At 49.2% G+C, this 26,051-nt stretch carries 23 protein-coding genes; 16 read left to right on the top strand and 7 right to left on the bottom strand.

From position 1 onward, the window contains the following. Positions 1–101 precede the first annotated feature (101 nt). Positions 102–1,385 (top strand): sensor histidine kinase, encoded by a 1,284-nt coding sequence (locus tag AAHB90_RS03080; protein ID WP_342083436.1) that lies wholly within the window; start codon positions 102–104, stop codon positions 1,383–1,385. A gap of 4 nt (positions 1,386–1,389) precedes the next feature. Here the strand turns inward: AAHB90_RS03080 and AAHB90_RS03075 are convergent, their stop codons facing one another. Continuing rightward, on the bottom strand, positions 1,390–1,944 hold the full coding sequence (locus AAHB90_RS03075; RefSeq protein WP_342083435.1) for a hypothetical protein: 555 nt from the start codon (positions 1,942–1,944) through the stop codon (positions 1,390–1,392). Between the two features lie 51 nt (positions 1,945–1,995). Here AAHB90_RS03075 and AAHB90_RS03070 point away from each other — a divergent pair, with 51 nt between their 5' ends. The 5 genes from AAHB90_RS03070 to gloA2 all read left to right on the top strand — a co-directional run bounded on the left by AAHB90_RS03070 (position 1,996) and on the right by gloA2 (position 7,423). After that, positions 1,996–3,051: an acyl transferase gene (locus AAHB90_RS03070; protein ID WP_342083980.1), complete on the top strand. Its 1,056-nt coding sequence runs from the start codon at positions 1,996–1,998 to the stop codon at positions 3,049–3,051. Between the two features lie 227 nt (positions 3,052–3,278). After that, a complete protein-coding gene (locus AAHB90_RS03065; RefSeq protein WP_342083434.1) occupies positions 3,279–3,878 on the top strand; it encodes a gluconate 2-dehydrogenase subunit 3 family protein in 600 nt (199 codons plus the stop codon). A 65-nt stretch (positions 3,879–3,943) separates the two neighbouring features. Then, positions 3,944–5,662 (top strand): GMC family oxidoreductase, encoded by a 1,719-nt coding sequence (locus tag AAHB90_RS03060; protein WP_342083433.1) that lies wholly within the window; start codon positions 3,944–3,946, stop codon positions 5,660–5,662. 124 nt (positions 5,663–5,786) lie between these two features. Next, the gene (locus AAHB90_RS03055) at positions 5,787–6,992 is read left to right on the top strand and encodes an acyltransferase family protein (RefSeq protein WP_446717869.1); all 1,206 of its coding nucleotides are present in this window, start codon (positions 5,787–5,789) and stop codon (positions 6,990–6,992) included. Between the two features lie 41 nt (positions 6,993–7,033). Next, positions 7,034–7,423, top strand: coding sequence for an SMU1112c/YaeR family gloxylase I-like metalloprotein (gene gloA2 / locus AAHB90_RS03050; RefSeq protein WP_342083432.1), 390 nt, complete (start codon positions 7,034–7,036; stop codon positions 7,421–7,423). A gap of 15 nt (positions 7,424–7,438) precedes the next feature. Here gloA2 and AAHB90_RS03045 read toward each other — a convergent pair whose 3' ends face one another. Beyond that, entirely contained in the window at positions 7,439–7,921 is a 483-nt protein-coding gene (locus AAHB90_RS03045; protein ID WP_342083431.1) for a hypothetical protein, read from the bottom strand. 336 nt (positions 7,922–8,257) lie between these two features. Between AAHB90_RS03045 and AAHB90_RS03040 the strand changes: the two genes are divergently transcribed. The 4 genes from AAHB90_RS03040 (at position 8,258) to AAHB90_RS03025 (ending at position 14,743) form a co-directional block, all read left to right on the top strand. After that, positions 8,258–10,549 (top strand): peptidylprolyl isomerase, encoded by a 2,292-nt coding sequence (locus tag AAHB90_RS03040; RefSeq protein WP_342083430.1) that lies wholly within the window; start codon positions 8,258–8,260, stop codon positions 10,547–10,549. A 94-nt stretch (positions 10,550–10,643) separates the two neighbouring features. After that, positions 10,644–12,017 carry a peptidylprolyl isomerase gene (locus AAHB90_RS03035; protein ID WP_342083429.1) on the top strand — a complete coding sequence of 458 codons (1,374 nt, stop codon included), beginning with the start codon at positions 10,644–10,646 and terminating at the stop codon, positions 12,015–12,017. Between the two features lie 56 nt (positions 12,018–12,073). Continuing rightward, on the top strand, positions 12,074–13,036 hold the full coding sequence (locus AAHB90_RS03030) for an AAA family ATPase (protein WP_342083428.1): 963 nt from the start codon (positions 12,074–12,076) through the stop codon (positions 13,034–13,036). Between the two features lie 111 nt (positions 13,037–13,147). Next, positions 13,148–14,743 carry an aldehyde dehydrogenase (NADP(+)) gene (locus tag AAHB90_RS03025; protein ID WP_342083427.1) on the top strand — a complete coding sequence of 532 codons (1,596 nt, stop codon included), beginning with the start codon at positions 13,148–13,150 and terminating at the stop codon, positions 14,741–14,743. Here the strand turns inward: AAHB90_RS03025 and truA are convergent. Then, positions 14,733–15,482 carry a tRNA pseudouridine(38-40) synthase TruA gene (gene truA, locus AAHB90_RS03020; RefSeq protein ID WP_342083426.1) on the bottom strand — a complete coding sequence of 250 codons (750 nt, stop codon included), beginning with the start codon at positions 15,480–15,482 and terminating at the stop codon, positions 14,733–14,735. The genes AAHB90_RS03025 and truA overlap by 11 nt on opposite strands. A 104-nt stretch (positions 15,483–15,586) precedes the next feature. Here truA and AAHB90_RS03015 point away from each other — a divergent pair, with 104 nt between their 5' ends. From AAHB90_RS03015 to AAHB90_RS03005, 3 genes are all read left to right on the top strand, one after another. Then, complete coding sequence (locus AAHB90_RS03015) at positions 15,587–17,257, top strand: glutamine--tRNA ligase/YqeY domain fusion protein (protein WP_342083425.1); 1,671 nt, start codon at positions 15,587–15,589, stop codon at positions 17,255–17,257. Between the two features lie 129 nt (positions 17,258–17,386). Further along, entirely contained in the window at positions 17,387–17,734 is a 348-nt protein-coding gene (locus tag AAHB90_RS03010; protein WP_342083424.1) for a hypothetical protein, read from the top strand. Between the two features lie 111 nt (positions 17,735–17,845). Then, positions 17,846–18,370 carry a ferritin gene (locus tag AAHB90_RS03005; protein WP_342083423.1) on the top strand — a complete coding sequence of 175 codons (525 nt, stop codon included), beginning with the start codon at positions 17,846–17,848 and terminating at the stop codon, positions 18,368–18,370. A gap of 55 nt (positions 18,371–18,425) precedes the next feature. Here the strand turns inward: AAHB90_RS03005 and AAHB90_RS03000 are convergent, their stop codons facing one another. Beyond that, positions 18,426–19,019, bottom strand: coding sequence for an HPP family protein (locus AAHB90_RS03000; protein WP_342083978.1), 594 nt, complete (start codon positions 19,017–19,019; stop codon positions 18,426–18,428). Positions 19,020–19,264: 245 nt separating this feature from the next. Here AAHB90_RS03000 and AAHB90_RS02995 point away from each other — a divergent pair, with 245 nt between their 5' ends. Both AAHB90_RS02995 and AAHB90_RS02990 read left to right on the top strand, forming a co-directional pair. Further along, positions 19,265–21,505, top strand: coding sequence for an FUSC family protein (locus tag AAHB90_RS02995; RefSeq protein ID WP_342083422.1), 2,241 nt, complete (start codon positions 19,265–19,267; stop codon positions 21,503–21,505). 2 nt (positions 21,506–21,507) lie between these two features. Further along, positions 21,508–21,717: a YwbE family protein gene (locus tag AAHB90_RS02990; protein WP_342083421.1), complete on the top strand. Its 210-nt coding sequence runs from the start codon at positions 21,508–21,510 to the stop codon at positions 21,715–21,717. Here the strand turns inward: AAHB90_RS02990 and AAHB90_RS02985 are convergent. Next, complete coding sequence (locus AAHB90_RS02985; protein WP_342083420.1) at positions 21,698–22,024, bottom strand: DUF1801 domain-containing protein; 327 nt, start codon at positions 22,022–22,024, stop codon at positions 21,698–21,700. The two genes, AAHB90_RS02990 and AAHB90_RS02985, sit on opposite strands and share 20 nt — an antisense overlap. Before the next feature lie 76 nt (positions 22,025–22,100). On the opposite strand from AAHB90_RS02985, the gene AAHB90_RS02980 reads away from it, so the two are divergent. Beyond that, the gene (locus tag AAHB90_RS02980) at positions 22,101–22,973 is read left to right on the top strand and encodes a DMT family transporter (protein ID WP_342083418.1); all 873 of its coding nucleotides are present in this window, start codon (positions 22,101–22,103) and stop codon (positions 22,971–22,973) included. Here the strand turns inward: AAHB90_RS02980 and AAHB90_RS02975 are convergent. After that, positions 22,970–25,438, bottom strand: a complete 2,469-nt coding sequence (locus AAHB90_RS02975; RefSeq protein ID WP_342083977.1) for a PAS domain-containing sensor histidine kinase — start codon at positions 25,436–25,438, stop codon at positions 22,970–22,972. The genes AAHB90_RS02980 and AAHB90_RS02975 overlap by 4 nt on opposite strands. A gap of 51 nt (positions 25,439–25,489) precedes the next feature. Further along, the gene (locus AAHB90_RS02970; RefSeq protein WP_342083417.1) at positions 25,490–25,939 is read right to left on the bottom strand and encodes a response regulator; all 450 of its coding nucleotides are present in this window, start codon (positions 25,937–25,939) and stop codon (positions 25,490–25,492) included. Positions 25,940–26,051 lie beyond the last annotated feature (112 nt).

The following is a 26,051-nucleotide window of genomic DNA, read 5'->3' as shown; positions in this document are numbered from 1 at the left end:
TGGAAGGTGATGAAAAACGGTCATGAAGCCACTAAGGTTAAATTATTTACGTTATTTGTAGACTATAACATTAACATCGGGCATATTGTGCCCGACCCCGAATGATCAGCGAAACCCCAAAGGAAAAACCACGTTTCAAGCTGCACCCCGTAGCCATCCTGAACAGCCAACGCCTGCGTCGGTCACTGATGGACACCTATGACCAGAAAAGCTTTTACAAATACGTGATCGGGATCATCCTGCTCATTCTGAGTATCGGCTCGCTCTTTTATACCGATAAACTGGTGGAAGAGCTGGAAGAGCGGGAAGAAAGGGAGGTTCAGCTTTATGCGGAGGGTTTACGCTACGTCGTGAACAGTCCGCTGGACGAAAATTTCAATGTGATCTATCAGGTCATCGAGGATGCCGTTAATTTCTATCAGATACCGGCCATTTATGTCGACGAAAACAATATTCCCAACCCGAATAAGAACATTAAATTTCCGGTCAAAATAAGCCGGCAGGAGCGTGAACGCATTATCCAGGAGAGGCTGGAAGAAATGAAACTCGAACATCCGCCTATCCCGGTGGAACTGGGCAAGGGCCGCGCGGGGAAGATCTATTACAGCAACTCCTTTCTGCTGACGCAGCTTCGCTACTACCCCTTTTTGCAGCTTTCGGTGATGCTCCTGATCGGCTACCTCGCCTATCTCGCATTCAGCTCGGCCAGAAAGGCGGAACAGAACCGCGTTTGGGTGGGCTTGGCCAAAGAAACAGCCCACCAACTAGGTACGCCGCTATCGTCGTTAATGGCATGGGTCGAGTATTTTCGCAGCGACCCGACCATTGACCCGTCTATCGCGGAGGAAATTGAGAAGGACGTGATCCGGCTGGAAATGATCACAACGCGGTTTTCCAACATCGGGTCCATCCCCGCGCTGCGACAGGAACCTATTGCGGTTATTGTAGCCAATTTTATCAGTTATCTCGAAAGACGTGTTTCTTCCAAGGTAAAATTTGAAGTCCACAACCAGCTCGCCGAGGAGCAAACCGCGCTGCTGAACAAGAACCTGTTTGAATGGGTGATTGAAAATATCTGTAAAAATGCGGTGGATGCTATGGGCGGCATCGGTGAAATCCACGTCACGCTACAAGCCCCCCCGAGAGCGAAAGAGATCTGGATCGACATTGCAGACACAGGGAAAGGCATGACCAAAGCGCAGATCAGTAAGATCTTCAATCCCGGTTTCAGCACCAAGAAGCGTGGCTGGGGACTTGGGTTAACACTCGCGAAGAGGATTATCGAAAATTACCACGCCGGCAAACTGTTCGTAAAAACCTCGGAGGTCGGAAAAGGAACGACATTCAGGATAATCCTGAATGCCGATATTATCGAAGAAGCTTAAAAACTTATTTCCAGATAGGTACGCTTACAACATCCGACTCGGGAGTTTGGTTGCTAATATGGAATGCACGGTCTATGATCCGGACTTTGAATTTCATTTTAGTCGGCACAGCGCTTCCCAGCCTCCGGAAACGCGCATTCAAATCCAGTTTTCCTTTAATTGGCCCTGATTTCCCATCCGTTTTAAGCAACGGGAAAAACTTAAATCTATCGCCGGGCAAAATGGATTCGGACCATGTGCTGTCCTTATTCTGGGTCATTGTTACAAGCTCGTAGTTCGCTGCCAGGTTCCAGCCCGGTACATTCTTATATTGTTGGGTAAAATTAAGTGTATCCTGCACTTCTGCATTAGACGCGCCAAGATCACCGTCGCCGTCTTCGAAATCGATCGTTAGGGTCACAACTTCGGTTTCCTGCGGAACACCAAGAACAGTGTCGGTCCTGACCTCCTGCGAAATGCCGTTATAGTAAATCTTTGGGGTATCACTGAAATCCGGAATGTCGACACAGCTTGTTGATACGACTGCCAACAGGATGAACAAGGAAACTTGCAGCTTCATATGCGTTCTATTTTTAACTTTGCTTTTTTAGTATCTACGAAAGTAAGCGGATTGGAACTTCAAAACAATAAAACCATTGCCGAAATACGGGCGGGCCTGAGGGAACAGATCGTAACGGTCGAACCGGTCGATTTTGAGTCGCTTTCGCTCAGGGTTTTCCGTTTTCAGGCCGAATACAATCCAATTTACAGGGAATATATCCGGCACCTGGGTATCGATCCCGGGCGGATTACCACTTTGACTCAAATTCCTTTCCTGCCTATTCAGTTTTTCAAAAATCATCGCGTCGCTACGGGGCATTCTTCGGACGCGCCTGTGGTGTTTCAGAGCAGCGGAACTACCGGCCAAACCACCAGTCATCACCATCTATACGACGAACCGCTGTACAAAGCTGTTTCCTATCGTATTTTCCAGCATAACTATGGCGACCTGAACCGCTTTCATATTCTCGCCCTGTTACCGTCATACCTTGAACGAAACAACTCTTCGCTGGTGTATATGATGCAACATTTTATTGAGGAGAGTGAATCGGAATATTCGGGATTCTACCTTCACAACACCAGTGAAATGCTGCACCGCCTGCGCCACATCGCGGAAAATCCCGACGGTAAGAGTGTATTATTGCTTGGCGTCACGTTCGCGCTGCTGGACCTGGCGGAGAGCAATTACGACTTTTCTTTCCTGAAAAAGATCGAACACCTGACCGTCATGGACACGGGTGGAATGAAAGGGCGCCGCACGGAATTGCTACGGGAAGAGGTCCACGACATTCTCACCGCGAGCTTTGGCGTACCTGCCATCCACTCCGAATACGGAATGACGGAGCTGCTCTCGCAAGGATATTCACACGGGGGCGGGCTCTTCACCCATGGATATTCGATGCGCATTCTCCTTCGGGACGTCAACGACCCCTTTGCCGTAAGCGATCACAACCTGGGATCGTCCAAAACCGGCGGGATCAACGTCATCGACCTGGCCAATCTTGACACGTGCTCGTTTATCGAAACCCAGGATCTGGGACGTTTCGGGGAGAAGCCAGGCACATTCTATGTGATGGGGCGCTTCGATAATTCGGATATCCGTGGCTGCAATTTAATGGTTCTCTGAATCGTTGAAAAAGACCGGCTGAACATATCCGGCCGGTTACTTTTTAATATAAATTTAATCCCTCAAAGTACCCTCTGAAATAGCCTTCTAAGGCCTCAGGAGCTATATAGAATCATTCTAACCAACTAACGAGTCAGAATATTTCCTAAATTAGCAGGCTATTCAAAATTGCATTTATCAAATGTAGAATTACACTTTGGATTGTTAACCTATATTAAGTATATCAGATGAAAAGACGTGATGCCCTTGGTCGTGTGGCACTATTAATGGGTGGCACACTCTCCGCGCCCACCATGCTGGCTTTTCTGGAAGGCTGCAAGCCTTCTACCGAAAGTTCCTCAGCGATGACGTTCCCGTTCTCCGCGGACCGCAAGGCACTGGTTTCGGAAGTGGCTGAAATTATCATTCCCAAAACCGACACCCCAGGCGCGAAAGACGCCAAAGTGGGTGAGTTTGTCGAAATGATGCTGAAAGATTGTTACGCGGCTAAGGATCAGGAAAGCTTTAACAAAGGTTTGGCTGAGCTGGAGAAGAAGGATTTTCTGAAAGCAAAACCCGAAGAGCAGACCAAGATCCTCAAAGAAATGGAGGCCGACGCGAAGGACGAGCTCGCCAAAGCAGGTGAAGAGAAGAAGAAATATACCGAAGCAGGCAAAGAATATACTGACGCCGGTGTGCCGTTTTTCCGTCTGATGAAGGAATTGACGCTGCTGGGCTACTTCACATCCGAACCCGGAGCTACCCAGGCACTGGAATACGTTGCCGTTCCCGGTCGCTACGATGGCTGCATTGACCTGAAACCAGGCCAGAAAAGCTGGGCAATGTAATCCATGACATCATATAAAAGGCCCTCCGGGTCATATTTTAAAAAAATTCTTGAAGCATATTCATCATGAATCTGAACATAAAAGCAACAAAACAAGCCACTTATGACGCCATAGTGGTTGGTTCGGGCATAAGCGGCGGATGGGCCGCAAAAGAACTGACAGAGAAAGGTTTGAAAGTACTCATGCTGGAAAGAGGCAGGGATATCAAGCACATTGTCGATTATAAAACTGCCACCCTCGCACCCTGGGAGCTCGAACACCGCGGCCGGGTTACCACCGTGGCCAAAGAAGAATACTGGGCGGGTATGCGCACAGGTTATACCGCCAACGAAGAGCACCGCTACCTCTTCGAAAATGACAAGGAAAACCCATACGAGGAAACACGGAAATTCGACTGGATCCGTGCATACCACGTTGGGGGCCGCTCCCTGCTTTGGGGCCGCCAGAGCTACCGCCTGAATGCAGCTGATTTTGAAGCGAATGCGAAAGAAGGTATCGGCGTGGACTGGCCGATCCGCTATGCCGACATCGCTCCGTGGTACGACTACGTAGAGAAATTCGCCGGTATCAGTGGTGCTAAAGATGGTCTGGACGTGCTTCCTGACGGCAATTATCTGCCTCCTATGCAAATGAACTGCGTAGAAAAGCACGTAAAAGGAGAAGTTGAGAAGAAATTCGCAGGCCGCCACATCATCATGGGCCGCGCTGCGCACCTTACCCAGCCACAGGCATTCCATACCGAACTGGGACGCGCGGCATGCCAGTTCCGCAACATGTGTATGCGCGGATGTCCGTACGGAGGCTATTTCAGCACACAAGCCGCTACTTTACCCGCAGCGCAGAAAACAGGGAACCTCACATTGCTCCCCGACACAATTGTTTCGGAAGTAATTTTCGACGATAAGCTGAACAAGGTAACCGGCGTGCGGGTGATCAACCAGAATACCCTTGAAACAAAGGAATATTTTGCCAAAATCATCTTCCTGAACGCATCGGCAATCGCTTCTTCATCGATCCTGATGAACTCGAAATCGAAGCGCTTCCCTAACGGGCTTGGCAATGACAGCGACCAGCTGGGACGTAACATCATGGACCACCACCTGGCGGTAGGTGCAAGAGGCGATGTCGAAGGTTTCGAAGACAAATACTATTTCGGACGCCGTGCGAACGGTATTTATATCCCGCGTTACCGCAACTGGGGCAACGATAAGCGTGACTATGTTCGTGGATTTGGTTATCAGGGCGGAGCCAGCCGCGACAGCTGGGGCCGCGGCGTAGGAATGGACGGTTTCGGTGCGGATTTTAAGAAGCAATTGTCGGAACCAGGCGGATGGAGCATGAATATCGGAGGATTCGGAGAAATGATCCCCGACGAAAAAAACCGGTTCACTCTGCACCCTACCAAAAAAGACAAGTGGGGATTGCCGATCGTCGTTTTCGATGCGGCCTATGGCGAAAACGAGAAGAAGATGCGTCAGGATATGATGAATGACGCTGCCGAAATGCTCGAAGCAGCCGGTTTGAAAAACGTGACGCCTTACAATGACGAGTCGAAACACCCGGGCATCGGTATCCACGAAATGGGTACGGCACGTATGGGTAACGACCCGAAAACATCCGTTCTCAACAAGCACAACCAGATTTGGGGCGCCGAAAACGTATATGTAACCGACGGATCGTTCATGACCTCGGCTTCCTGCGTGAACCCGTCGCTCACTTACATGGCGATGACGGCACGCGCAGCGGACCACGCCGTGCGGGAACTCAAAAAAATGAATGTTTAACAGATCCCGGTCTGTATTGCCATAAAAACCTCGCAGGTAAATCCTGCGAGGTTTTTTCTTTTCGGTGGTAACCCATTTCCGACAATCGTCAGTATTCCATTATAAATCCCTAAACCGTCTTATTTTGAAAGAAGCCCCCGCCCTGCCACCTCAACGTGTTTCGTCTGTCGACGCATACCGTGGATTTGTAATGTTCCTGATGATGGCCGAAGTGCTACGGTTCGGCAGCGTAGCCGAAGCGTATCCTGACAGTGCTTTCTGGGCATTTCTGGATTTTCACCAAAGCCACGTTCCCTGGGTAGGATGCTCATTACACGATCTGATCCAGCCCTCGTTTTCCTTTCTGGTCGGCGTGGCGCTCCCCTATTCGATGGCCAGCCGTGCGAGCAGGAGCGAATCCGTTTCGATGATGTGGGTACACACGATCCGGCGGTCGCTGATCCTGATATTCCTGGGTATTTTTCTGCGTTCGATGCATTCGGAGCAAACCAATTTTACATTTGAGGACACCTTGACACAGATAGGTCTCGGTTATCCCATCCTATTCGCATTAGGATTTACTTCCGAGAAGATCCAGCGGGACGCGTTCGTCTGGGGTGCGCTGGGTGTCATTCTGATAGGATACGCAACCGCTTTTGCCCTCTACCCGCTCCCTGGGCCTGATTTCGACTGGTCGCAAACCGGTACTACTGCTGACTGGGAACATAACCTCAAAGGCTTCGCAGCCCATTGGAACAAAAACACCAATGCAGCCTGGGCATTCGACCGCTGGTTCCTGAACCTCTTCCCCCGCGAAAAACCGTTTGCGTTCAATGGTGGCGGTTACAGCACGTTAAGCTTCATACCTACGCTCGGAACGATGATATTAGGCTTGATTGCAGGAAAATGGCTGAAAACCGCGACGTCTTATTCATGGTTGCTAAAACGTTTTATCATAACCGCTGCCATACTGCTTGTCCTTGCGCTACTGCTTCATTTCACCGGTCTTAACCCCATCGTTAAGCGCATATGGACGCCTGCATGGACACTTTTCAGTGGCGGCTGCGCCTTTTTACTACTCTCCGCGTTCTATTTTGTGGTTGATGTAAAAAACCTGAAACCCTGGTTTTTCCCCCTGATCGTAATCGGGACCAATTCCATCGCAGCTTATGTTATCGCCGACGGATTCGGCAGTTTCCTCCGTGGATCGTTTAAAATCCATCTGGGACAACATTACGACTCGGTTTTCGGTGATGGTTATGCGTCGCTGGTGAGTGGTGCGTTGATCCTGCTGGTAGAATGGCTGATCCTGCGGTGGATGTACAAAAAGAAGATTTTTATCAAGATTTGAGCTGCGCCCCTATCTTTGGGATTATTCTCAACAATTTTCAGATGCTGAAACTTCAAGCCGTACACCACATAGCTATCATTTGCTCCGACTATCCGAAATCGAAACAATTTTACACGGAGATTCTTGGATTTAATATCGACAGGGAAGTTTTCCGGGAAGCGAGGAATTCGTACAAGCTCGATCTTTCGCTGAACGGCCAATACGTCATCGAACTGTTTTCATTCCCAGCCCCGCCCGCACGCGTATCACGCCCGGAAGCTTGCGGGCTAAGGCATATTGCATTCAAAGTTGAGAATGTGGAAGAAGCGATTGCGGATTTAAATGCAAAAGGCATTTTTCCCGAACCGGTAAGGATCGACGAATTCACAGGAAAGAAATTCACCTTCTTCGCTGATCCTGACGATTTGCCGATTGAACTATATGAAATTTAGGTAACCTGCAAACGATCAGGCTGCGGCGGTGAGGCCATAGCTGCGGTGAGTGCCCGCTTCGAGCTTGCAAAGCATTTCGTAAAACTCCGATGTCCGGGTAAGGTGCTCATCTATGAGGCGTTGCGCCTCCGGCTCCCTGTCGAGATAATGGCGAAGTGATTTATAGAGCTGTAAGGTAGCGGCTTCAATTTTTTTGAGGCAGGAAGCCACCTCTTCCTTGCCATTGGCATTTTCCAGTACTTGAAGGGAAGCATGCGAAGTGATCTGATTTTGATCGGCAAGTTCCTTGTCGTTGAGAAAACATTTGAAATAATCATATACCGCACGGATCTCCTTCTGGAAGAGTACAGCGCTCACGTGTCCCTGGCTCAGCATACGCCTGAAAGGACCCATACCATCCTTCTTCAATGCCTCCAGATACAGCACCTCCCGTTTCTTCTGTTCATTCCATAACGCTCTGATCATCTGAATGAACTCATTCCCTTTGCTCTCTTCCATATGCTGTAAATGTTAAAGCCTTGTAGAATAAGTTCTTAAAAAATTATACCCGAGTTGGCAGAGAAATCTCCTTTTAATGGTATTTAAATACTAATTCCTCTTTAAGTCACAAAAACCTTTTAATAAACTTTTTTCAAAATTGCGGACACAATTTTCCGCGCATTTTATGGGCAAATTTTGCCATAGCTGTGCACGTCCGAATGGGGAAATGTGGACTGAACAAACCACATTTTTTTGTCCTGACAAGAAAGCGGCTAACTTTGCTGGCTTTACAATATTTGAGCGCTATCGCGGTTTTTACTTAGCAGCAGCGAATGCCTAATACAAATTCTGAATATGTCCAAAATCAAGTTCCATATAGGTCTCATTACGATTTCACTTGTCAGCGCGTGTAAAACCGCGGCCCCGCCGAAGCAAACGGCAGCCGAAGCACAGCCGCTTCTCGAAATCGGAAAAGAGCAATTTTCCATCGATGATTACCAGGATTCTTACAATAAAAACAAGTTCGCATCCGACTCGACCAGAGCATTAACCCCGGAAGAATACCTTCCGCTTTATACGGACCTGAAAATCAAAGTACTTCAGGCGAAATCGGAAGGAAAAGATACTACGCTCGATTACCGGGAAGAAATTGCTTCCTACCGCGATCAGCTGGCTAAAAACCATCTGGTGGACAAGGAACTGATCGAAAAACTAACCAACGAGGCCTACAACCGCCTGAAACAGGAGGTCAGGGCATCGCATATACTGATCGGCGTATCAGAAGATGCTTCCCCTGCGGATACGCTCGAAGCTTACCGGGCGGCCATCGCACTTCGGGGGCGCCTCGAAGAAGGGACGGATTTCGCGGACATGGCAGCACGCTTCTCCAAAGATCCCGCCGCAAAGACTACTCGTGGCGATCTGGGCTATTTTACGGCATTTCAGACACTATATCCCATTGAAACAGCTGCATATGCATTGCCCGTGGGCAAAATATCACAGCCCGTCAGAACAAAAGCAGGTTACCATCTCATTAAGGTCAGCGACCGCCGCGCCAACAGAGGCATGGTTCGCGTTGCCCACATTATGGTGAAGGTCGATACCTCGGCTACTGCGGCGCAAAAGGAATCGGCCAAAGCGCGGATCGAGGCGGCATATGCACAGTTGCAGAATGGCGATGACTGGAACCTGGTTACCGACAAGTATTCCGACGACCGCGAATCCAGAAAAAATGGCGGATTGCTGCCAATGTTCGGTACGGGCCAGATGGTGCCCGAGATTGAAGAGGCTGCATTTGCATTGTCACGGGTACAATCCTATTCCAAACCAGTGCTAACCATATATGGCTGGCACATTGTCCGCCTTGTCGAGAAACGTCCGATCGAAACCTTAACGAATATGGCGCCGGCGCTCCGCAAAAAAGTAGTGACTGACTCACGCGGCAAAGTCATCGAACAAGCCAACGCGAAACGGCTGCGCGAGAAATACGCTGTACAGGAGGCCGCCGATCAGTGGCAGCAGGTAGCTACATTGGCCGACAGCACATTACGTACCGGCAAATGGGATTACCAACGTGCAGTTTCAGCCGATTGGTCGACAGTTACCCTGTTCCGCATCGAGCAGCGACCTTACGATGCATTGACATTCCTGAACTATGTCAAACGCAAACAGCAGCCGCGCCCGAAAGACGCATCGCCTGCCGTCGTTTTCAGACGTTTCTATAACGATTACCTCACCGAGGCCCTCGCAGAATACGAAAAAGAGCATTTGGAAGAGACCAATCCAGAGTTCCGCAACCTGATGAACGAAATCCGCGAAGGCGTGCTTCTCTCGCAAATTATGGAAGAGCAGGTTTGGCAACGTTCGCTTTCCGATTCTACCGGACAGCGCAGTTTTTACGAAAGGAACAAGGAGCGCTACAACTATCCGGAACGCGCATTTGCCACCATCGTAGCGGCCAAGGACACACAAACTTTGAACAGCGTGAAAAAAACTTTGGCGACAAGTCCCTATAAACTGGAAAGAAAGTCGAAAGAACTGCTGTTTCCCGTAAACTCGGCAGAAATAGGCAACCAGCAACTGGAAGCGCTGAACGACCTTTACATTATTATGGAGAAAAATGCGGATTATGTAGTGGAAATAGCCGGCTACCGCTCCACCGATGAGCCGGAAGCCATTTCTTCGACCCGCGCCCGCAATGTTGTGAAATATTTAAATGCACGAAACATCCCGATTCTGCGTATCATAGAAAAAGACTACGGTTCTTTCAGACAAGCAGCCGAGCCGGAGCGTAACCGCAGGGTGGCATTCCAGTTTTACAGCCAGTCTAAAAGCGATGTGGAAAAGGTTTACAACACTGATGCCCCGGGATCGGTAACTATCCGGGAAGGCTATTTCCCTAAAACCGACCCATTGGTCTCAGGCATTAAATGGCAGGCTGGCGAGCAAACGGTGAGCAGCAACGGGAGCTTTTTGTGGGCAAATGTGGCGAAAATAGACCCACCACGCCCGAAAACTTTTCCGGAAGCGCGGGGAACGGTGATCAACGATTATCAGAAAGAGCTGGAAAAGCAATGGCTGGCCAGGGTACAGGGCAAATTCCCGGTTAAAGTCAATGCGCAGGAATTAGAAAAAATTAAGCGTTAGCCGTATTTTAGCAGTTATAAATCGAATCTGTTTCATTTTTAGGAGTTTAATTCAATAAAACCCGCAATAATCCAATCAGCATACAAGGAAAAATATGAAAGTAAATAAATGGATCGGGGCTCATTTGATAGCCGCTTTCATGCTGCTGATCAGCGTGATAAGCTACGGACAAGGTCAGCAGGGAGTGAGCCTGGATAAAATCATCGCCAGGGTCGATAACCACTACATCCTGAATTCGGAGCTGGAAGACATGTATAACCAGTATAAAGCCGAAGGACGGAGCGCACCGGAGAAATGCCAGTTGCTCGAATCCCTGATCATCAACAAGATGCTTCTTGCAAAAGCGGAGATCGATTCCGTGACTGTGGATGACAAACAGGTCGACGGTGAGCTGAATGCGAAAATGAACTACATGATCCAGCGCTTCGGCTCAGAAAAGAACATTGTGGAAGCTTATGGTAAAAGCATTGAAAACCTCAAAAACGAGCTTCGTCAGCAGGTAAAAGATCAGAAGATCGTTGAAAAAATGCAGCAGACGATTTCCGGAAATGTGAAAATTACACCGGCGGAGGTCCGCAAATTCTTCAACTCTATTCCCAAAGACAGCTTGCCTTACATCCCTTCGGAAGTGGAAGTCGGACACATTGTTAAAAAAGGGACGGTCACACGCGAGCAGAAAGACAAGTTAAAGCAGCAATTGCTGGACCTGAAAGCACGCGCTGAAAAAGGCGAAGACTTTGCCATGCTCGCTCAGATCTATTCGGAAGACTTGGGATCGGCCAAAGTGGGCGGCGACCTGGGCTTTCAGAAACGCGGCGCGATGGTACCTGAGTTCGAAGGCGCCTCGCTAGCATTGAAACCGGGAGAAATGTCGGGAATTGTGGAATCTCAATTCGGATTCCACCTGATCAAGCTCCTCGAAACAAGAGGTGCTGAATACCACGCACGACATATCCTCCTTCGCCCCGACTACAACAAGGGCACGGACATGACCCAGGCAACCCGCGCGCTCGACAGTCTCCGTACGCTCATTAAAAGTGACACATTGAAATTTGCGAAAGCCGCTCTGGATAATTCCGACGACAAAGAAACTGCCGAATCCGGCGGCCTTATCCAGGACAGAAGCACAGGACTCTCGAAGCTAACGCTCGACGCCTCCATGGACCCGGCGCTGTATTTCGCAATCGATACCATGAAAGTGGGCGACCTGAGCATGCCTGTTTCCTACCGCCTCGAAGACGGCAGCAGCGCGATGCGCATTCTTTGGTACAAAAGCAAATCGGAGCCACACACCGCTAACCTGCATGATGACTATGAAAAATTGTCACAGATCGTACTGAGCAACAAACGGAACAATGCCTTGGAAGAGTGGTTCAAAAAGGCGCAGGGTGACGTTTATATCAGCATCGAACCAGAGTACAGAAATTGTAAAGTACTTGGGCTGGCCGCCAACGCCGACGACTTATAGCGGTAAAACGGCGGTAATTATTGCTTTTAACGAGTAGGAATCTAACCAAACATAACGTGAAGTATTCATCGGACGTAGAAGCTGCCGAAGCTATGAAAGTAGCTTATGATAAAATCCGGAGTGAGATCGGAAAAGTGATTATCGGACAGGATGAAGTTGTTAAAAGACTGCTCACCGCCATTTTTTGCCAGGGGCACTGCCTGCTGGTGGGCGTTCCGGGGCTCGCGAAAACACTCCTGATCCAAACTATCGCTTCCTCGCTCGACCTGAACTTCAACCGGATCCAGTTTACGCCCGATTTGATGCCTTCCGATATTCTTGGTTCCGAAACGCTCGATCAGAACCGGAATTTCAAATTTATCAAAGGCCCGATCTTCGCTAACATTATCCTCGCGGATGAAATTAACCGCACGCCGCCCAAAACGCAATCGGCGTTGCTGGAAGCGATGCAGGAATATTCGGTGACCATCGCGGGCGCGAAACATTCGCTTGACAGGCCATTTTTCGTACTGGCTACGCAAAACCCGATCGAGCAGGAAGGTACTTATCCCCTGCCCGAAGCACAGCTCGACCGTTTCATGTTCATGATCCAGCTCGACTATCCGTCGTACGCGGAGGAGGTCAATATCGTGAAAAGCACTACCACTGATGTTCGCCACGAGGTAAAAAAAGTAATCAGCGCCGAAGAGATCACCGATTTTCAGCACCTCGTTCGCCGTGTGCCGGTAACCGACCATGTGATTGAATACGCCGTAAAACTGGTACATAAAACGCGTCCGAAAGGCAGCCTCGCAATCAAGGATACCGACGAATACCTTGAATGGGGTGCCGGCCCGCGGGCTTCGCAGGCATTAATCCTCTCCGCTAAATGTAATGCATTGCTATCGGGCAAATATTCACCCGATATTGAAGATGTGAAGGCGGTTGCATTGCCGGTTTTACGCCACCGCATTATCCGCAATTTCAAGGCTGAGGCCGAAGGTATTTCAGTGGACGATATCATCGGAAGGCTGCTTTGAAACTGTTTTCGGGCCAATAAGAATTTATTATTTCAATAGGATAGGTTTGTGTCGTTCGCGAATGGCACAAACTTTTGTTTTTTAAGCAAACCACTATTCCACATCATCGCAATGACCAGCATTCAAGGCAAAAATTTCATAGGGTATGCACTCGCGTCGGAAGGAGAAAGGCAGTTTAAAGCTTACGCCCCGGCAACCGACAGTTATCTCCCAGAAACTTTCCAATGCGCTACCATTGGGGAGGTGAATAAAACAATGGCCCTGGCAGAACAGGCATTCGATGCGTATTCGCAAGTCCCTGCCGCCCAACGCGCCGCTTTTCTCATTGCTATCACCGAAGAGATACTTGCCTCAGGAGATGAATTGCTCGAAAGAGCAAGCCTGGAAACAGGATTACCCATCGCCCGCCTCCAAGGTGAGCGGGCCCGTACCATTAATCAATTGACACAGTTTGCGGAACTCCTGCGCGAAGGTTCCTGGGTAGATGCTTCTATCGATACTGCCCTGCCCGACCGCTCACCGGTTCCCAAGCCGGATATCCGGAAAATGCTCGTGCCGATCGGCCCCGTCATCGTATTTGGTTCCAGCAACTTTCCATTTGCCTATTCTGTGGCTGGTGTGGATTCGGGGCCTGCATTGGCAGCGGGTAACCCGGTGATCGTGAAAGCACACCCCGCACACCCGGGCGTAAGCGATCTCACCGCGCAGGCTATCGTACGCGCCGCAGAGCGCACAGGTATGCCTGAAGGGACATTTTCGATGCTGTATGACGATGGTTTTGAAGTCGGGGCGGCATTGGTGAAGCATCCGGCCAGCAAGGCCGTCGGGTTTACAGGCTCTTACAAGGGTGGTATGGCGCTTTACCGCCTTGCACAGGAGCGTGAAGAACCCATTCCCGTGTTCGCCGAAATGGGCAGCGTCAACCCGATTGTTGTTTTGCCTGAATATTTGAAAAACCATGCTTCCCAACTCGGAAAAACGCTTGCCGGCTCCGTTACACTTGGCGTGGGCCAGTTTTGTACCAATCCCGGATTGGTATTTGTCACTAAAACGGAAGGGCTGGAAGCATTTCAGGAAGGTTACAGAAAGGAAATCCTGCATACACCATCGGCCACGATGCTGACGGCGGGCATTTGCAAAACTTACTATAAGCTCCGTGGAGAAGCATTGGAACAACCCGAGGTTTCGGCACTGGCTATTTCAGATGTCCATGCCCAGGGCGACAACCAGGCCGAAGCGTCGATTGCACTGGTTTCAGGTAAAAATTTTATTGGTAATCCCAAATTGCATGAAGAGGTTTTTGGACCATTTTCGCTGCTGATCGTTTGTGAAGATACCGACGAGCTGTACGAAGCCGTCTCACGTTTGAAAGGCCAGCTGACTGCGACATTGATTGCAGAAGAGGCAGAAGTAGCAAATCATCCTAAAATCGTGCGGCAGCTCGCCAGGATATCCGGCCGCTTTATCATGAATGGCGTGCCTACCGGCGTGGAAGTGTGTCCATCCATTCATCACGGCGGACCGTTCCCGGCTACGGCCGACGCCAAGTTCACCTCGGTGGGAAGACATTCGATCCTGCGGTTTGTACGGCCGCAATCTTTCCAAAACTGGCCAGACTCACTTTTGCCCGACGAGCTGAAAAACAGTAACCCGCTGGGTATTTTCAGACTGGTAGACAATGTGCTGACCAAGAGCGCTATTCATTAAAAAGCGATCCGGGATAGCCTACTTCCACGAGAAATAAACCTTCTGCCGGGGCCTGTGCTCCGGCATTTTTTCTGTTTCGGGAAAGAATTATCTGCTCAAAATCGCCGACTGTGATCTTATGACGCCCTACTTCCAGCATCGTGCCCACCAGCGCACGGACCATACCTCTCAAAAAGCGGTTTGCTTTGACATGAAACACCAGCATTTCACCCGACTCTACCCAGTGAGATTCTGTTATCGCACAGCGGAAATTGTTGACGTTGGTGTGAATTTTACTGAAACTTTCAAAATCATTGTGTACCAACAATAACGCCGCCGCTTCGTTCATGAGAGGCACGTCGAGACTTCGTCGCATTTGAGTAGCTAAATCAATCAGAAAAGGATTTTTTTGATAGGTAATGCGGTATTCATATTTGCGGTGTGTCGCTGCGAACCTTGAATGCACCTCGTCCCCAACCCGGATTATACGCTGCACCGCCACGTCTTTAGGTATCAGCGCATTCAGCTTATAAACCAGCAAATCGGCATCCGCAACTGCTTCGGGTAAATCAAAATGAGCAAACTGTTGTTCTGCATGAACACCCGCGTCTGTACGGCTGCTACCGGTAAGTTCAACGTGCATTCTCAGGATTTTAGCAAGGGCATCTTCCAGCACCTGCTGAATGCCCAATGCGTTGTTCTGCTTCTGCCAGCCGTTATAGGCGGTACCGCGATAACTGAATTCTAGGAAATAGCGCATTTTGCAAAATTAAGCCAAACCTCGGGATTTACGATTTCAACGACCCGATTGCGGAATTTGCAGGAAGAAGGTTAACTTTGAAAATTGGAAAATTTCATTTTAGTATGATTACGGAAGAGAAAAAAGAAGAGAAAAGCCTGAATTTTATCGAGGAGATTATTGAGACTGACCTGCAATCAGGAAAATATACCCAGATTATTACACGCTTTCCACCCGAACCTAATGGCTACCTGCACATTGGGCATGCTACCAGCATTTGCCTGAATTTCGGGCTGACCAAGAAATTTCCGGGATATACCAATCTGCGATTTGACGATACCAATCCGGTGACCGAGGACACCGAATACGTTGAAAATATCAAGAATGACATCCGCTGGCTGGGTTTCGAATGGGAAAACGAGAACTATGCGTCCGACTATTTCGACACCCTTTACGGCTACGCCATCAAGCTGATCAAAGAAGGGCTCGCTTATGTGGACGACTCGACTTCCGAGGAGATAGCGACGCTGAAAGGCACGCCTACCGAGCCGGGGAAAGACAGCCCTTACCGCAACCGTAGCGTGGAAGAGAATCTTGCACTTTTCGAACAAATGAAAAACGGCGAATTTCCGGATGGTAGCCGGACGCTGCGTGCCAAAATTGACATGGCGCACATCAACATGCTCATGCGCGACCCTATTTTGTATCGGATCAAACATGCGCATCACCACCGTACGGGCGATAAATGGTGCATTTACCCGATGTACGATTTCGCGCACGGGCAAAGCGACGCCATCGAAACCGTCACGCACTCGATCTGTACGCTGGAATTTGCCCCGCACCGCGAGCTTTACGACTGGCTGATCGAAAAACTCGGGATTTATACATCGCATCAATACGAATTTGCGCGTCGGAACCTGAATTACACCGTTACCAGCAAGCGTAAACTGCTCCAACTGGTACAGGAAGGCCACGTAAGCGGCTGGGATGATCCCCGTATGCCGACGATCAGTGGAATGCGCCGGAGAGGCTATACGGCATTCAGTATCCGCGACTTCTGCGACCGGATCGGCATTGCCAAACGTGAAAATATGGTGGATGTAGGGCTGCTTGAATTCTGCGTCCGCGAAGACCTCAATAAAAAAGCATTACGCCGGATGGTCGTGCTCGATCCGCTGAAAGTGGTCATCACCAATTTCCCGGATGGCGTTACAGAAATGTGCCACAGCGAAAACAACCCGGAAGACATTTCGACCGGCAACCGCGAAATTCCCTTCACCCGCGAAATCTTCATTGAAAAGGAAGATTTCATGGAAATACCGTCGAAAAAATACTTCCGTCTCGCGCCTGGCAAAATGGTTCGCCTGAAAGGAGCATACATTATCCAGTGCGACGATTTTGTGAAGGATGAAAACGGAGAAATCACGGAAGTTCGCTGCACTTACGTTGAAAACAGCAAAAGTGGGCAAGATACGACCGGCATTAATGTGAAGGGAACGCTGCATTGGGTTTCCGCCGTCCACGCGGCTCAAATCGAAGTGCGGCTTTACGACCGCCTCTTTTCGGTCGAAGATCCTTCGTCGGAAGAAGGTGATTTTAAAGACTACCTCAATGCGGATTCATTGCACGTCATCACCGGCTACGCAGAACCGGCATTGCTCGAAGCGCAGGAAGGTGAATCATTTCAGTTCCTCCGCAAAGGCTACTTCGCCAAGGACCCGGATAGTACGGCCGAGAAACTGGTATTCAACCGGACATCGACATTGCGCGATAACTGGGCGAAAGCGGCTAATTGAAATATCTATGTTGCCGTCGGTTTTAACCGGCGGCATTTTAATTAGATTGCTTACAAATAAACTTGCTTGACAAAAAGTTTGAATCTATCTTTGTGTAACAATTTCCACGATTCAAATTCCTTGCTGTCAGTGAATACCCAGAATGAATTGTTCAGTACCGCGAAAGGTTACAGCGTACAGTGTGATTTAACTTCCCGTATTATCCTTCACTTTGGCGAAATCAAAGCTCCTTTTAAAATCACGGATTTTTTGAATTTCCGCCGGTTTATCAATAGCATCGATATCCACAGCAAAATTTTCGACCTGTCGGACGAGTCTGACTATGAGTTCGTTGAAGCTCCCCAACTCAATATCGGTCACAAAATGACGCTCTGCGAAGTGATCCAGTTGCGTGAACTGGTGAACGGTACGCACTTCGCGATCGAGCTCAACTCCATGCTGCACCAATTGCTCTATTCGGAACAAGAATTAGTCTAAATTACTCATTCAGACTATATTAGACCGTTTCCAAATTTCTAAAACGATTTGGAATCATGAACTTTCGCATGATATTTGCACTTGTTAATACACGAATAAACAAGCAAAATCATGAAAGACTTACTAAGAGCACGTACTTCCCTCAAAGAGGAGATAGAGATACTTTTGAATAACCAGGTGAAGATGGAAGCCGAGGCTTCTGCCAAATATCTTGCAATGGCTTCGTGGTGTGACCGCAACGGTTTCAAACACAGCGCCAAGTATTTCCTCCACCAATCCGACGAAGAACGCGGCCATATGCTGAAAATCTTCAATTACCTGATGACGGTAGGCGGCACAGCGATCTCTCCCGAGGTTTCAGGCGTAAAACAGGAATATCCTACTTTCAAAAGCGTTTTTGAAACGGCGCTTCAAAGCGAAATCGCGGTAACCCAGTCGATTAACCGTATCGTTACGGCAGCCCGCAAGGAAGAAGATTACGCAACCGAGAACTTCCTGCAATGGTTCGTTAGCGAACAAATCGAAGAAGAAGACAATGCACGCCGCGCAATCGAGCTTTTCGACGTAATCGGCGAAGACGGAACAGGTTTATACGTGATCGATAAAGCGATCGGCAAAATCGGTTCCGACGAATAATATAAGTTTCTTATCCTATGAAAATAGCTGCCCGAAAGAGCAGCTATTTTTGTTTTTAAACCCTTGTAAAATATTTCCGCTCCCACACTTTGTACCAGTTTTTATTAGCCGGGTACTTTCGGTGCGCAGCGAAACGGTTTACCATAACGGCCACAAAAAGGAGGATCAGCACGCCGCTGAGTACCGGGCTAATCACATACATATAACCCAACGCCTTGATTTTTTCGGATCCGATGTTGGCGATCAGCGCCGTAGCGCCACCGGGAGGATGTAATGTTTTGGTTACCTGCATCAATACAATAGATACCGAAACTGCAAATGCAGACGACAGCCAGATCTGATCAGGGATGATTTTATGCACTGTCACACCCACGAGCGCGCATAACACGTGCCCGCCTATGAGGTTGCGCGGCTGTGCGAGCGGGCTGTTCACAATGCCGTAAATCAGCACAGACGACGCCCCGAAGGAGCCTATCAGGAATAATGAATCGGAATCAGTAAACTGTTTCTCGTTGAGCAGACCAATGAGACCGATACCGAGGAATGAGCCCAGAAAAGTCCAGAAGTGGTCTTTGAAGTCTATCAGTGTCTCTTTGTAAACTACGTAACGGACCAATCTTGCGTTACGTCGGATCCTTTTTCTCAAAATGTGGAAACTTTTGGTTGAAGTCGAACTGGAAATAGAACTATAACGGGATAGCGATGGTTCGTAGATTGGAGGAACATTCCAAATTTTCTCCGGTTTACTTCTCCTAATCCCTTCCAAATATATAAAAAACAGTCCGGAGCGGAGAGAAATATGCCCTCTCGCAGGCATTAAAATTTGGTACGCCTTTTGTTGGGTTGCGAAAATTAAAATAGTAGTATTGCAATAGCACACCGTGATTTGATTCCATGAATTACCTCGACGAGTTCAAAAAGTTCATTTCCAGCCATTACCTGTCGACCGGTGTACGTCTAACCCTCGGGACGATCATCCCTAGCCTGATTTTTCAACATTACGGCATTCTGAGCGACATGATCGCCTTCCCGCTCGGTACGCTGCTGATCGGTGGCACCGATAATCCCGGGCCTTACCACCGGCGGCGGAATGCATTGCTGGTGGCTATCGTGACCTGCTTTCTCGTTGCCTGCATTACTGGCTATCTCCGGCATTTCCATTTTATTATTTTTCTTGAAATCATTGTATTCGGGATGTTTTTCTCGCTGGTCGGCGTATATGGTAACCGCGTGAACAGCATCGGGCTTATTTCGCTACTCGTTTTTGTATTTAATATTGATGACCACCTTAGCGGCGACATGGTCTTTCGTACTGCGGCGATATTCTCTGCGGGCGGGATCTGGTACTTCATATTGTTTATGGTTTTGCAAAAACTTCTTCCCTACAAGCTCATTCAGCAGCTTTTGGGCGAGAATTTTGTAGAGTTGGGAAAGTTGCTTTCCATCAAGGCCGACTACTATTTCGCCAAGCCCGACTACGACGAGCTTTTCAACCGGATGGTTCACCAGCAGGTAATCCTTCGCGAAAATCATGAGAACCTGCGTGAAATTCTTTTCAAAACGCGGGAAATAGTCACCGAATCGACTACGAAAAGCCGGATACTGATGCTGATGTTCCTCGACAGCATTGACCTTTTCGAACGGATACTCAATTCACAGCAGAACTACGCCAACCTGCACCGGGCATTCGACCATACCAAAGTGCTGCGGCTTTTTGGCACCTACATTACCTGGCTTGCTGCTGAAATACAGCAGATCGGGCTGGCCGTACAGAGCGGTTATGCCTCGCACCCGCGCCACGACCTTGACGAAGCCTTCAACAAATGTCAGCGCGCGTTCGAGCGCATGCGCGAGCACAAGATGAACCACGACAATATGGAGGATTTCATCATGCTCCGGCAGATCCTCAACAGCTTGCAGGACGTTACAGAGCGCGTGAAGAAACTGCACCGGGCTACGAAATACGAGGCAGACATCAGTAATAATTATAAACTGACCGTCGACGCTGAAGATTTCACGCCCAAACAGGATTACCATCCGCGCATTCTCCTCGACAACCTCTCGTTGAAATCGAGCCATTTCCGGCATGCAGTACGGGTCACGCTAGGCCTGCTGGCCGGGTATATTGCTTCACTGTTTTTCGCCGTGGGGCATGGTTACTGGATATTGCTGACGATCGCCGTGATCCTGAAACCGGCATTCAGTATTACCAAACAACGGAATATTCACCGGATTGGCGGGACTATCCTGGGTGTGGCGGTAGGGTTTCTGTTCCTATACCTGATCGAGGACAGCACACCTTTGTTTATCCTGATGATGGTTTCGATGATCCTGGCATACAGCTTCCTGAAAATCAATTATTTCGTGGCATCCACGAGCATCACGCTGTATGTGATCTTATCGTTCCATTTTCTTAATCCACAGCATGTCACGGCTGTTTTGCAGGACCGAGTGGTGGATACGGTGATCGGATCGCTCATCGCTTACATTATTTCGTCTTATGTGTTGCCGGTGTGGGAGCATTCGCAGATCAAACAATATATGAAAGAGGCGCTGGTCGCAAACAGGAAATATTTTGATATTGTAGCGGCAAAATTCACGGGCAAGCAACTCGATATCAACGAATTGAAATTATTAAGAAAGGATGCGATCATTGCAATGGCCAACCTTTCGGACAACTTTCAAAAGATGCTTTCCGAGCCCAAGCGGCAACAAATGAATATGGAGGAATATCACCAGTTCGTTGCGACGAGCCATATGCTTACCTCCTACATTGCCTCGCTGTCGACGTACGCTCAGACGCTGGAATACTCCGAATTCTCAGTGGAATTTGAAATGATGATCCGGCAGATCGACCGGCAATTACAGGCTGCTACGGACATTATTGACGGGAAAGCGGGCAACGGTCTGGAAATAGTCCGGGAATCGCTGCCCCAGAACCAGCGACTTGTGGAATTGCTTGCAAATCGTAAGAAAGAGATCAAGGAACTGGGTATCGAAAAGGCCGACCAATCGCCAGTGCGCAAAATGCTATCCGATCTGAAAACGATTAACGGGCTTTTCGAGCTGATCAGCACCATTTCGATCGATGAAATCAAAATCCTGCAAAAAATAAAAACCGCGAAAGCAGCTTAGACATGTCTTCATTATCAGGAACCGAAAGAAAGAATATCGCACCCGGACTTGCCGTTTCCATCGTGCTCAAAAAAGACCAGAGAAGCGGCAAACTGACGCAGGGAATTGTGAAAGACATTTTAACGAAGGCGCCCGTGCATACCCACGGCATTAAGGTACGGCTGGAATCCGGCGATATCGGCCGCGTAAAAGTTATTGAAAGCGAAGATTAGCGCTCGCTCTTTCCAGTATTTCCCGTATCGTTTCCCACGGGAGGTCTTCCGTCGGATCGATCAGCAGTATTTTCATCCTTGACCGTTTTTCCGCGATCAGCAACGGGTGGTCCATCAGGTAACCATCCACGATGCCCAGGTATGGCCTGCCCGTTTTCTTTTCTTCCCACAAATAGCAAAGCCGTTTGGGTCCCAGTTTGTAGAATGGCATTTTGTATTGCCAGACTTCCTGGATTTGTGGGTCAAAAGACAACACGAGCTGCCGTAATGCCAGCAGGCAACTCCCGGTTGGCTCGGGTTTTTCCATGAAATAACGGTCGATCTCGCGCAACGTCGGTCCGGTTTAAGTGATTCCTTATCTTTGCCGTCAATTTATCCGATTTATGTCAAATCCCCGCATTAACCTGATGATCGGGATCATCAGTATCAGCATTTTCCCGGTACTTGTGAAATGGGCGCCTGTGTCGGGCGTTACTTCCGCGTTTTACCGGATGCTCCTGGGATTGCTGTTTTTGTTGCCTTATTTATTTTTTCGCAGGAAATTCACATTACCTACCGGTGCACTCTGGCTACCCGTCGTACTCTGCGGAATCATTTTTGCTTCAGATATCGCGGTCTGGAACCTTTCCATCCATTATTCCAACGCAACACAGGCCACGTTGGTGACAAACCTCTCGCCGGTGTGGGTGGGCGTGGGTACCTTTCTCTTTCTGCCGGACAAACCGGGGCCTCGCTTTTGGATTGGCACCTTAGTCGCTCTTATCGGGATGGTGATCCTGATAGGCCTGGACACATTTACATCCATGACGCTCGATCTCGGTTTCGCATTGGCTATGCTTTCCGGCGTTCTTTACGCCTCCTACATGCTGATCAGCAAAACGGTTTTGGACAAGATTGACATCGTCAGCTTCATGACGGTCAGTATGGCGGTATCGAGCATTTACCTGTTTGTAATATGCCTCGTTTTTGACCAGCCCCTCTGGCACTTTGAACCGGTAATCTGGGGTGTTTTTGTCATACAGGGATTGGTTTGCCAGCTGATCGGTTGGCTGACGATCAGTGCGGCGGTGAAGCAAATGGATGCCAAAAGCGTTTCCCTCAGCCTTTTGAGTCAGGCGGTGGTAACGGGGCTTTTCGCCTGGATGTTTATCGGGGAAAAAATTACGGCGCAAATGATCGGCGGGGGCGTCGTTATCCTCATCGGCATTGCCATTACCTATACAGGGCGGAGTAAAGTTTCTGACGGTAGGAGCTAGTTCTCCACTCCGAAGGGCAGGTAGATAATGAATGTCGACCCGATGCCCGGCTTTCCGACAGCGTCGATCAGTCCTTTATGATTCTCCACGATCTTCTTGCATATCGCTAACCCGATTCCGGTGCCTTCATAAGCCGAGCGGTTGTGCAGCCTTTGGAATACCTGAAAAATACGGTCCTTGTATTGCGGATCAAAGCCAATCCCATTATCGGCGAAGGAAATGTACTGATAACGCCGCGTTGCGTCGGCCCCGGCCAGCGGAATGGCTGCACCAGGCACTTCGCCTGAGCGGATCTCGATGACCGGCGACCTGTCCCGGCCTATGAATTTCAGCGCATTGGCAATCAGGTTCATAAACAGCTGTTCGAACTGGTATACAATCACGTCCCGTACCGGCAGTTCGTCGCTTGTAATGATGGCATTTTCAGCCTGGATCACATCGCTGAGCTGCTCCTTCACATTTTGCAGCACCTGGTTCAGATCGGCACGTTCGAGGTGTTTTTCGACAACATTAGCACGTGAAAAAGCCAGCAGGTCCACGATCAGCTGTTGCATACGCGTGGACGACGACTGCATACGGTTGAAATAATCCTTTCCCCGTTCCGAAAGATTGGCACTTTCTGTTTCCAAAATGCGCGTAGCGAAGGTCTGTATCTTTCGTAAGGGCTCCTGCAAATCATGACTGGCCACGTAGGCAAACTGCGCAAGCTCCATATTCGTACGAATGAGCTCATTGTTCGCGACAATCAGCTGCTGGGTCCTTTCCTGCACTTTCGTTTCCAACTGATCGATAAACAACCGGTTATCGTGGATATCCAGGCTCGTCCCAACCCACATTTCGATCATGCCATTGCTATTGTATTGCGGAATCGCCCGGCATTGATACCACCTGTATTCGCCATCGAAACGCATCAGACGGTGTTCGAACACAAAATCGGTCCCCTCCTTGATCGCTGCGTTCCAAAGCCGCAGGCTTTCCTCGCGCTCGTCGGGGTGGACCAGTTGTAGCCATCCGTCCCGTTCCAATTCCTCGCCCGTATGGCCGGAGTAACTGGTCATCGAGCGGTTGAAGTAATTGAGGGTCCCATTCGCATCGGCCGTCCATACAAACTGGGGAAGCGAATCGGCCAGTGTCCGGAACTTGTCCTCGATGGTTTTCAGGGCGATTTCGGACTCCATGCGATCGGTAATGTCCATCATAGTTCCGAGCATCCGCTGAGGTACATGTGCCTCGTCGAAAAGCACCTTTCCCTGTGTCCGTATCCAGTGAACCGACTGATCGCGATGGATAATCCGAGCCTCATAGTAATAAGTACCTGTTTCGAGCGCGGCCTGAAACGCCTTTTCTACAATATTACGGCGGTCTTCAGGGTGTACCTGGTCCCGCATTTCGCGATGGCTCAGCACAGTGGTTTCGTCGTAGCCGAAAATCACCGCCAATCTGCCCGAATGAATGATTTCCCCCGTTTGAATATTCAAATCCCAGGTTGCAAGGCGCGTACCTTCCGTCGCTAATGAAAGGCGATCAGCGGTTTCAGCGAACTGCTGCCGTAACGTCACCTTGTCGGTAACATCGCTCACCGACACCATAATTCCGGACACACTGCCATCCACCTCGAAAATAGGGGCATACTGAAAGTCGAGATAATGCTTTTTCAAGCCACCAGGTCCGTCGACATAAGCCACCGCCTCACTTTCGCGATGAATTTTGGCGTTATTATAGACGTCGTTCAGCAACTCGATGAACTTCTGCTCTTCCAGCTCGGGAAAGACGTCGATAAGCCTTCTCCCAACCACCTCGTCGAGGCTGCGCCGCCAGATATTGAGCATACTCTCATTCGCAATGCTGATTACCAGCCCCGGCCCTTTGAGAATAGCCTTTGCGAACTGCGATTGCGTGACAAGATTTCGAAATTGATTTTCGCTTCGTTGAAGCGCCTGCTTGGACAAAACCTGCTGGGTAACCTCGGTAGCCACGACGAAGATGCCAGAAGCATTCCCGGGGTTTTCTTCAAAGAGCGGTTGATAAACAAAGTTGAAGTAGCAGAGTTGGGGCTGTCCGAAGCGCCGGAGCGTCACTTCGAACTCATTGCCGTGATAAGCCATACCTGTGCGCAACACATTGCGGAGTATCGGCTCTACATATTCCCGCACCTCGGGAAGTCCCGCAAAAAGCGACTTTCCCGCCAATTGTTCTTCATTGCGATCGACAATGTGCAGATAGGTGTCGTTGACCATATCCACAACAAAATCTTCACCGCGCAGGATTACCATACCCACCGGTGCCTGCTTTACGGCATTCCTGAATTTACTTTCGCTATCGAGCGCCGCGCTGTCGAGTGCCGCACTATCGAGCACCGTCTTTGCGAGCGTAGAACCTTCTACCGGCGGATTCACCTGCGGCTGTTGGAAACGACTTACGTCATTTTCGGAAGTCTGCTGAAAAACTTGTTTCGACTTGTCCACTTGTTTCAAGAAGAAGATACTTTCAAAAATAAGTGGACAAGCCGTGAGAAGTCAATATTGATAATAAAAGTTTTCCGGGGCTGGCGTCCAGCTATGCTTGGTCCAGTCGATATCAAGGACTTGCTTGATAGCCTGTTTCAGCTTAGGAAACGACCCCGGCTTACGGATGAAGAAGTTAGCCCCTTTTTCATGCACTTTCCTAACCATCTCTTCCTGCCCGGTAGTGGAAAAAATCACTATCGGTATATGCTCCCATGCTTTGGTTTTGCGGATATAGTCCAGGCATTCGAAACCATTTTTGCGGGGCATGTTCAAATCCAGAAAAATGACGTCCGGCGGAGGCGGTACAGTCTTCTCCATCAGGTCAATCAGCTCGACCCCATCACTTGCCGTCAATAGCTCGGCAGAAGTGCTCACTTCCCTGAGCGCGTCCTCGAACAAGAGGCAATCATCCTCATCGTCGTCGGCCAGGAAAATAGATTTATTTGGTTTTGTGCTCATAGCCCGAATTTAAGTAGTCTTGGAATAACATAAAGGTCGCTCAATACATTCAACCTTTTCGAGGTACGGTAGCAGTCAATCCCCTGATAGGAATATACAAGGTAGGCAATAA

Source organism: Dyadobacter sp. OTU695 (assembly GCF_038440355.1).
In the GTDB taxonomy this organism is placed as follows: domain Bacteria; phylum Bacteroidota; class Bacteroidia; order Cytophagales; family Spirosomataceae; genus Dyadobacter.
Note: the sequence above shows the minus strand (reverse complement) of the source record. Positions and strands in the feature narration are given on the sequence as shown.

Bases quoted from the DNA above. Each gene is read 5' to 3' on its own strand.
- AAHB90_RS03075 (WP_342083435.1), bottom strand. From the start codon at position 1,944: ATGAAGCTGCAAGTTTCCTTGTTCATCCTGTTGGCAGTCGTATCAACA.
- AAHB90_RS03045 (WP_342083431.1), bottom strand. From the start codon at position 7,921: ATGGAAGAGAGCAAAGGGAATGAGTTCATTCAGATGATCAGAGCGTTA.
- AAHB90_RS02980 (WP_342083418.1), top strand. From the start codon at position 22,101: ATGTCAAATCCCCGCATTAACCTGATGATCGGGATCATCAGTATCAGC.
- truA (WP_342083426.1), bottom strand. From the start codon at position 15,482: ATGCGCTATTTCCTAGAATTCAGTTATCGCGGTACCGCCTATAACGGC.
- AAHB90_RS03080 (WP_342083436.1), top strand. From the start codon at position 102: ATGATCAGCGAAACCCCAAAGGAAAAACCACGTTTCAAGCTGCACCCC.
- AAHB90_RS03035 (WP_342083429.1), top strand. From the start codon at position 10,644: ATGAAAGTAAATAAATGGATCGGGGCTCATTTGATAGCCGCTTTCATG.
- AAHB90_RS03040 (WP_342083430.1), top strand. From the start codon at position 8,258: ATGTCCAAAATCAAGTTCCATATAGGTCTCATTACGATTTCACTTGTC.
- AAHB90_RS03060 (WP_342083433.1), top strand. From the start codon at position 3,944: ATGAATCTGAACATAAAAGCAACAAAACAAGCCACTTATGACGCCATA.
- AAHB90_RS03015 (WP_342083425.1), top strand. From the start codon at position 15,587: ATGATTACGGAAGAGAAAAAAGAAGAGAAAAGCCTGAATTTTATCGAG.
- AAHB90_RS03065 (WP_342083434.1), top strand. From the start codon at position 3,279: ATGAAAAGACGTGATGCCCTTGGTCGTGTGGCACTATTAATGGGTGGC.
- gloA2 (WP_342083432.1), top strand. From the start codon at position 7,034: ATGCTGAAACTTCAAGCCGTACACCACATAGCTATCATTTGCTCCGAC.
- AAHB90_RS03025 (WP_342083427.1), top strand. From the start codon at position 13,148: ATGACCAGCATTCAAGGCAAAAATTTCATAGGGTATGCACTCGCGTCG.
- AAHB90_RS03005 (WP_342083423.1), top strand. From the start codon at position 17,846: ATGAAAGACTTACTAAGAGCACGTACTTCCCTCAAAGAGGAGATAGAG.
- AAHB90_RS02985 (WP_342083420.1), bottom strand. From the start codon at position 22,024: ATGGAAAAACCCGAGCCAACCGGGAGTTGCCTGCTGGCATTACGGCAG.
- AAHB90_RS02990 (WP_342083421.1), top strand. From the start codon at position 21,508: ATGTCTTCATTATCAGGAACCGAAAGAAAGAATATCGCACCCGGACTT.
- AAHB90_RS02995 (WP_342083422.1), top strand. From the start codon at position 19,265: ATGAATTACCTCGACGAGTTCAAAAAGTTCATTTCCAGCCATTACCTG.
- AAHB90_RS02970 (WP_342083417.1), bottom strand. From the start codon at position 25,939: ATGAGCACAAAACCAAATAAATCTATTTTCCTGGCCGACGACGATGAG.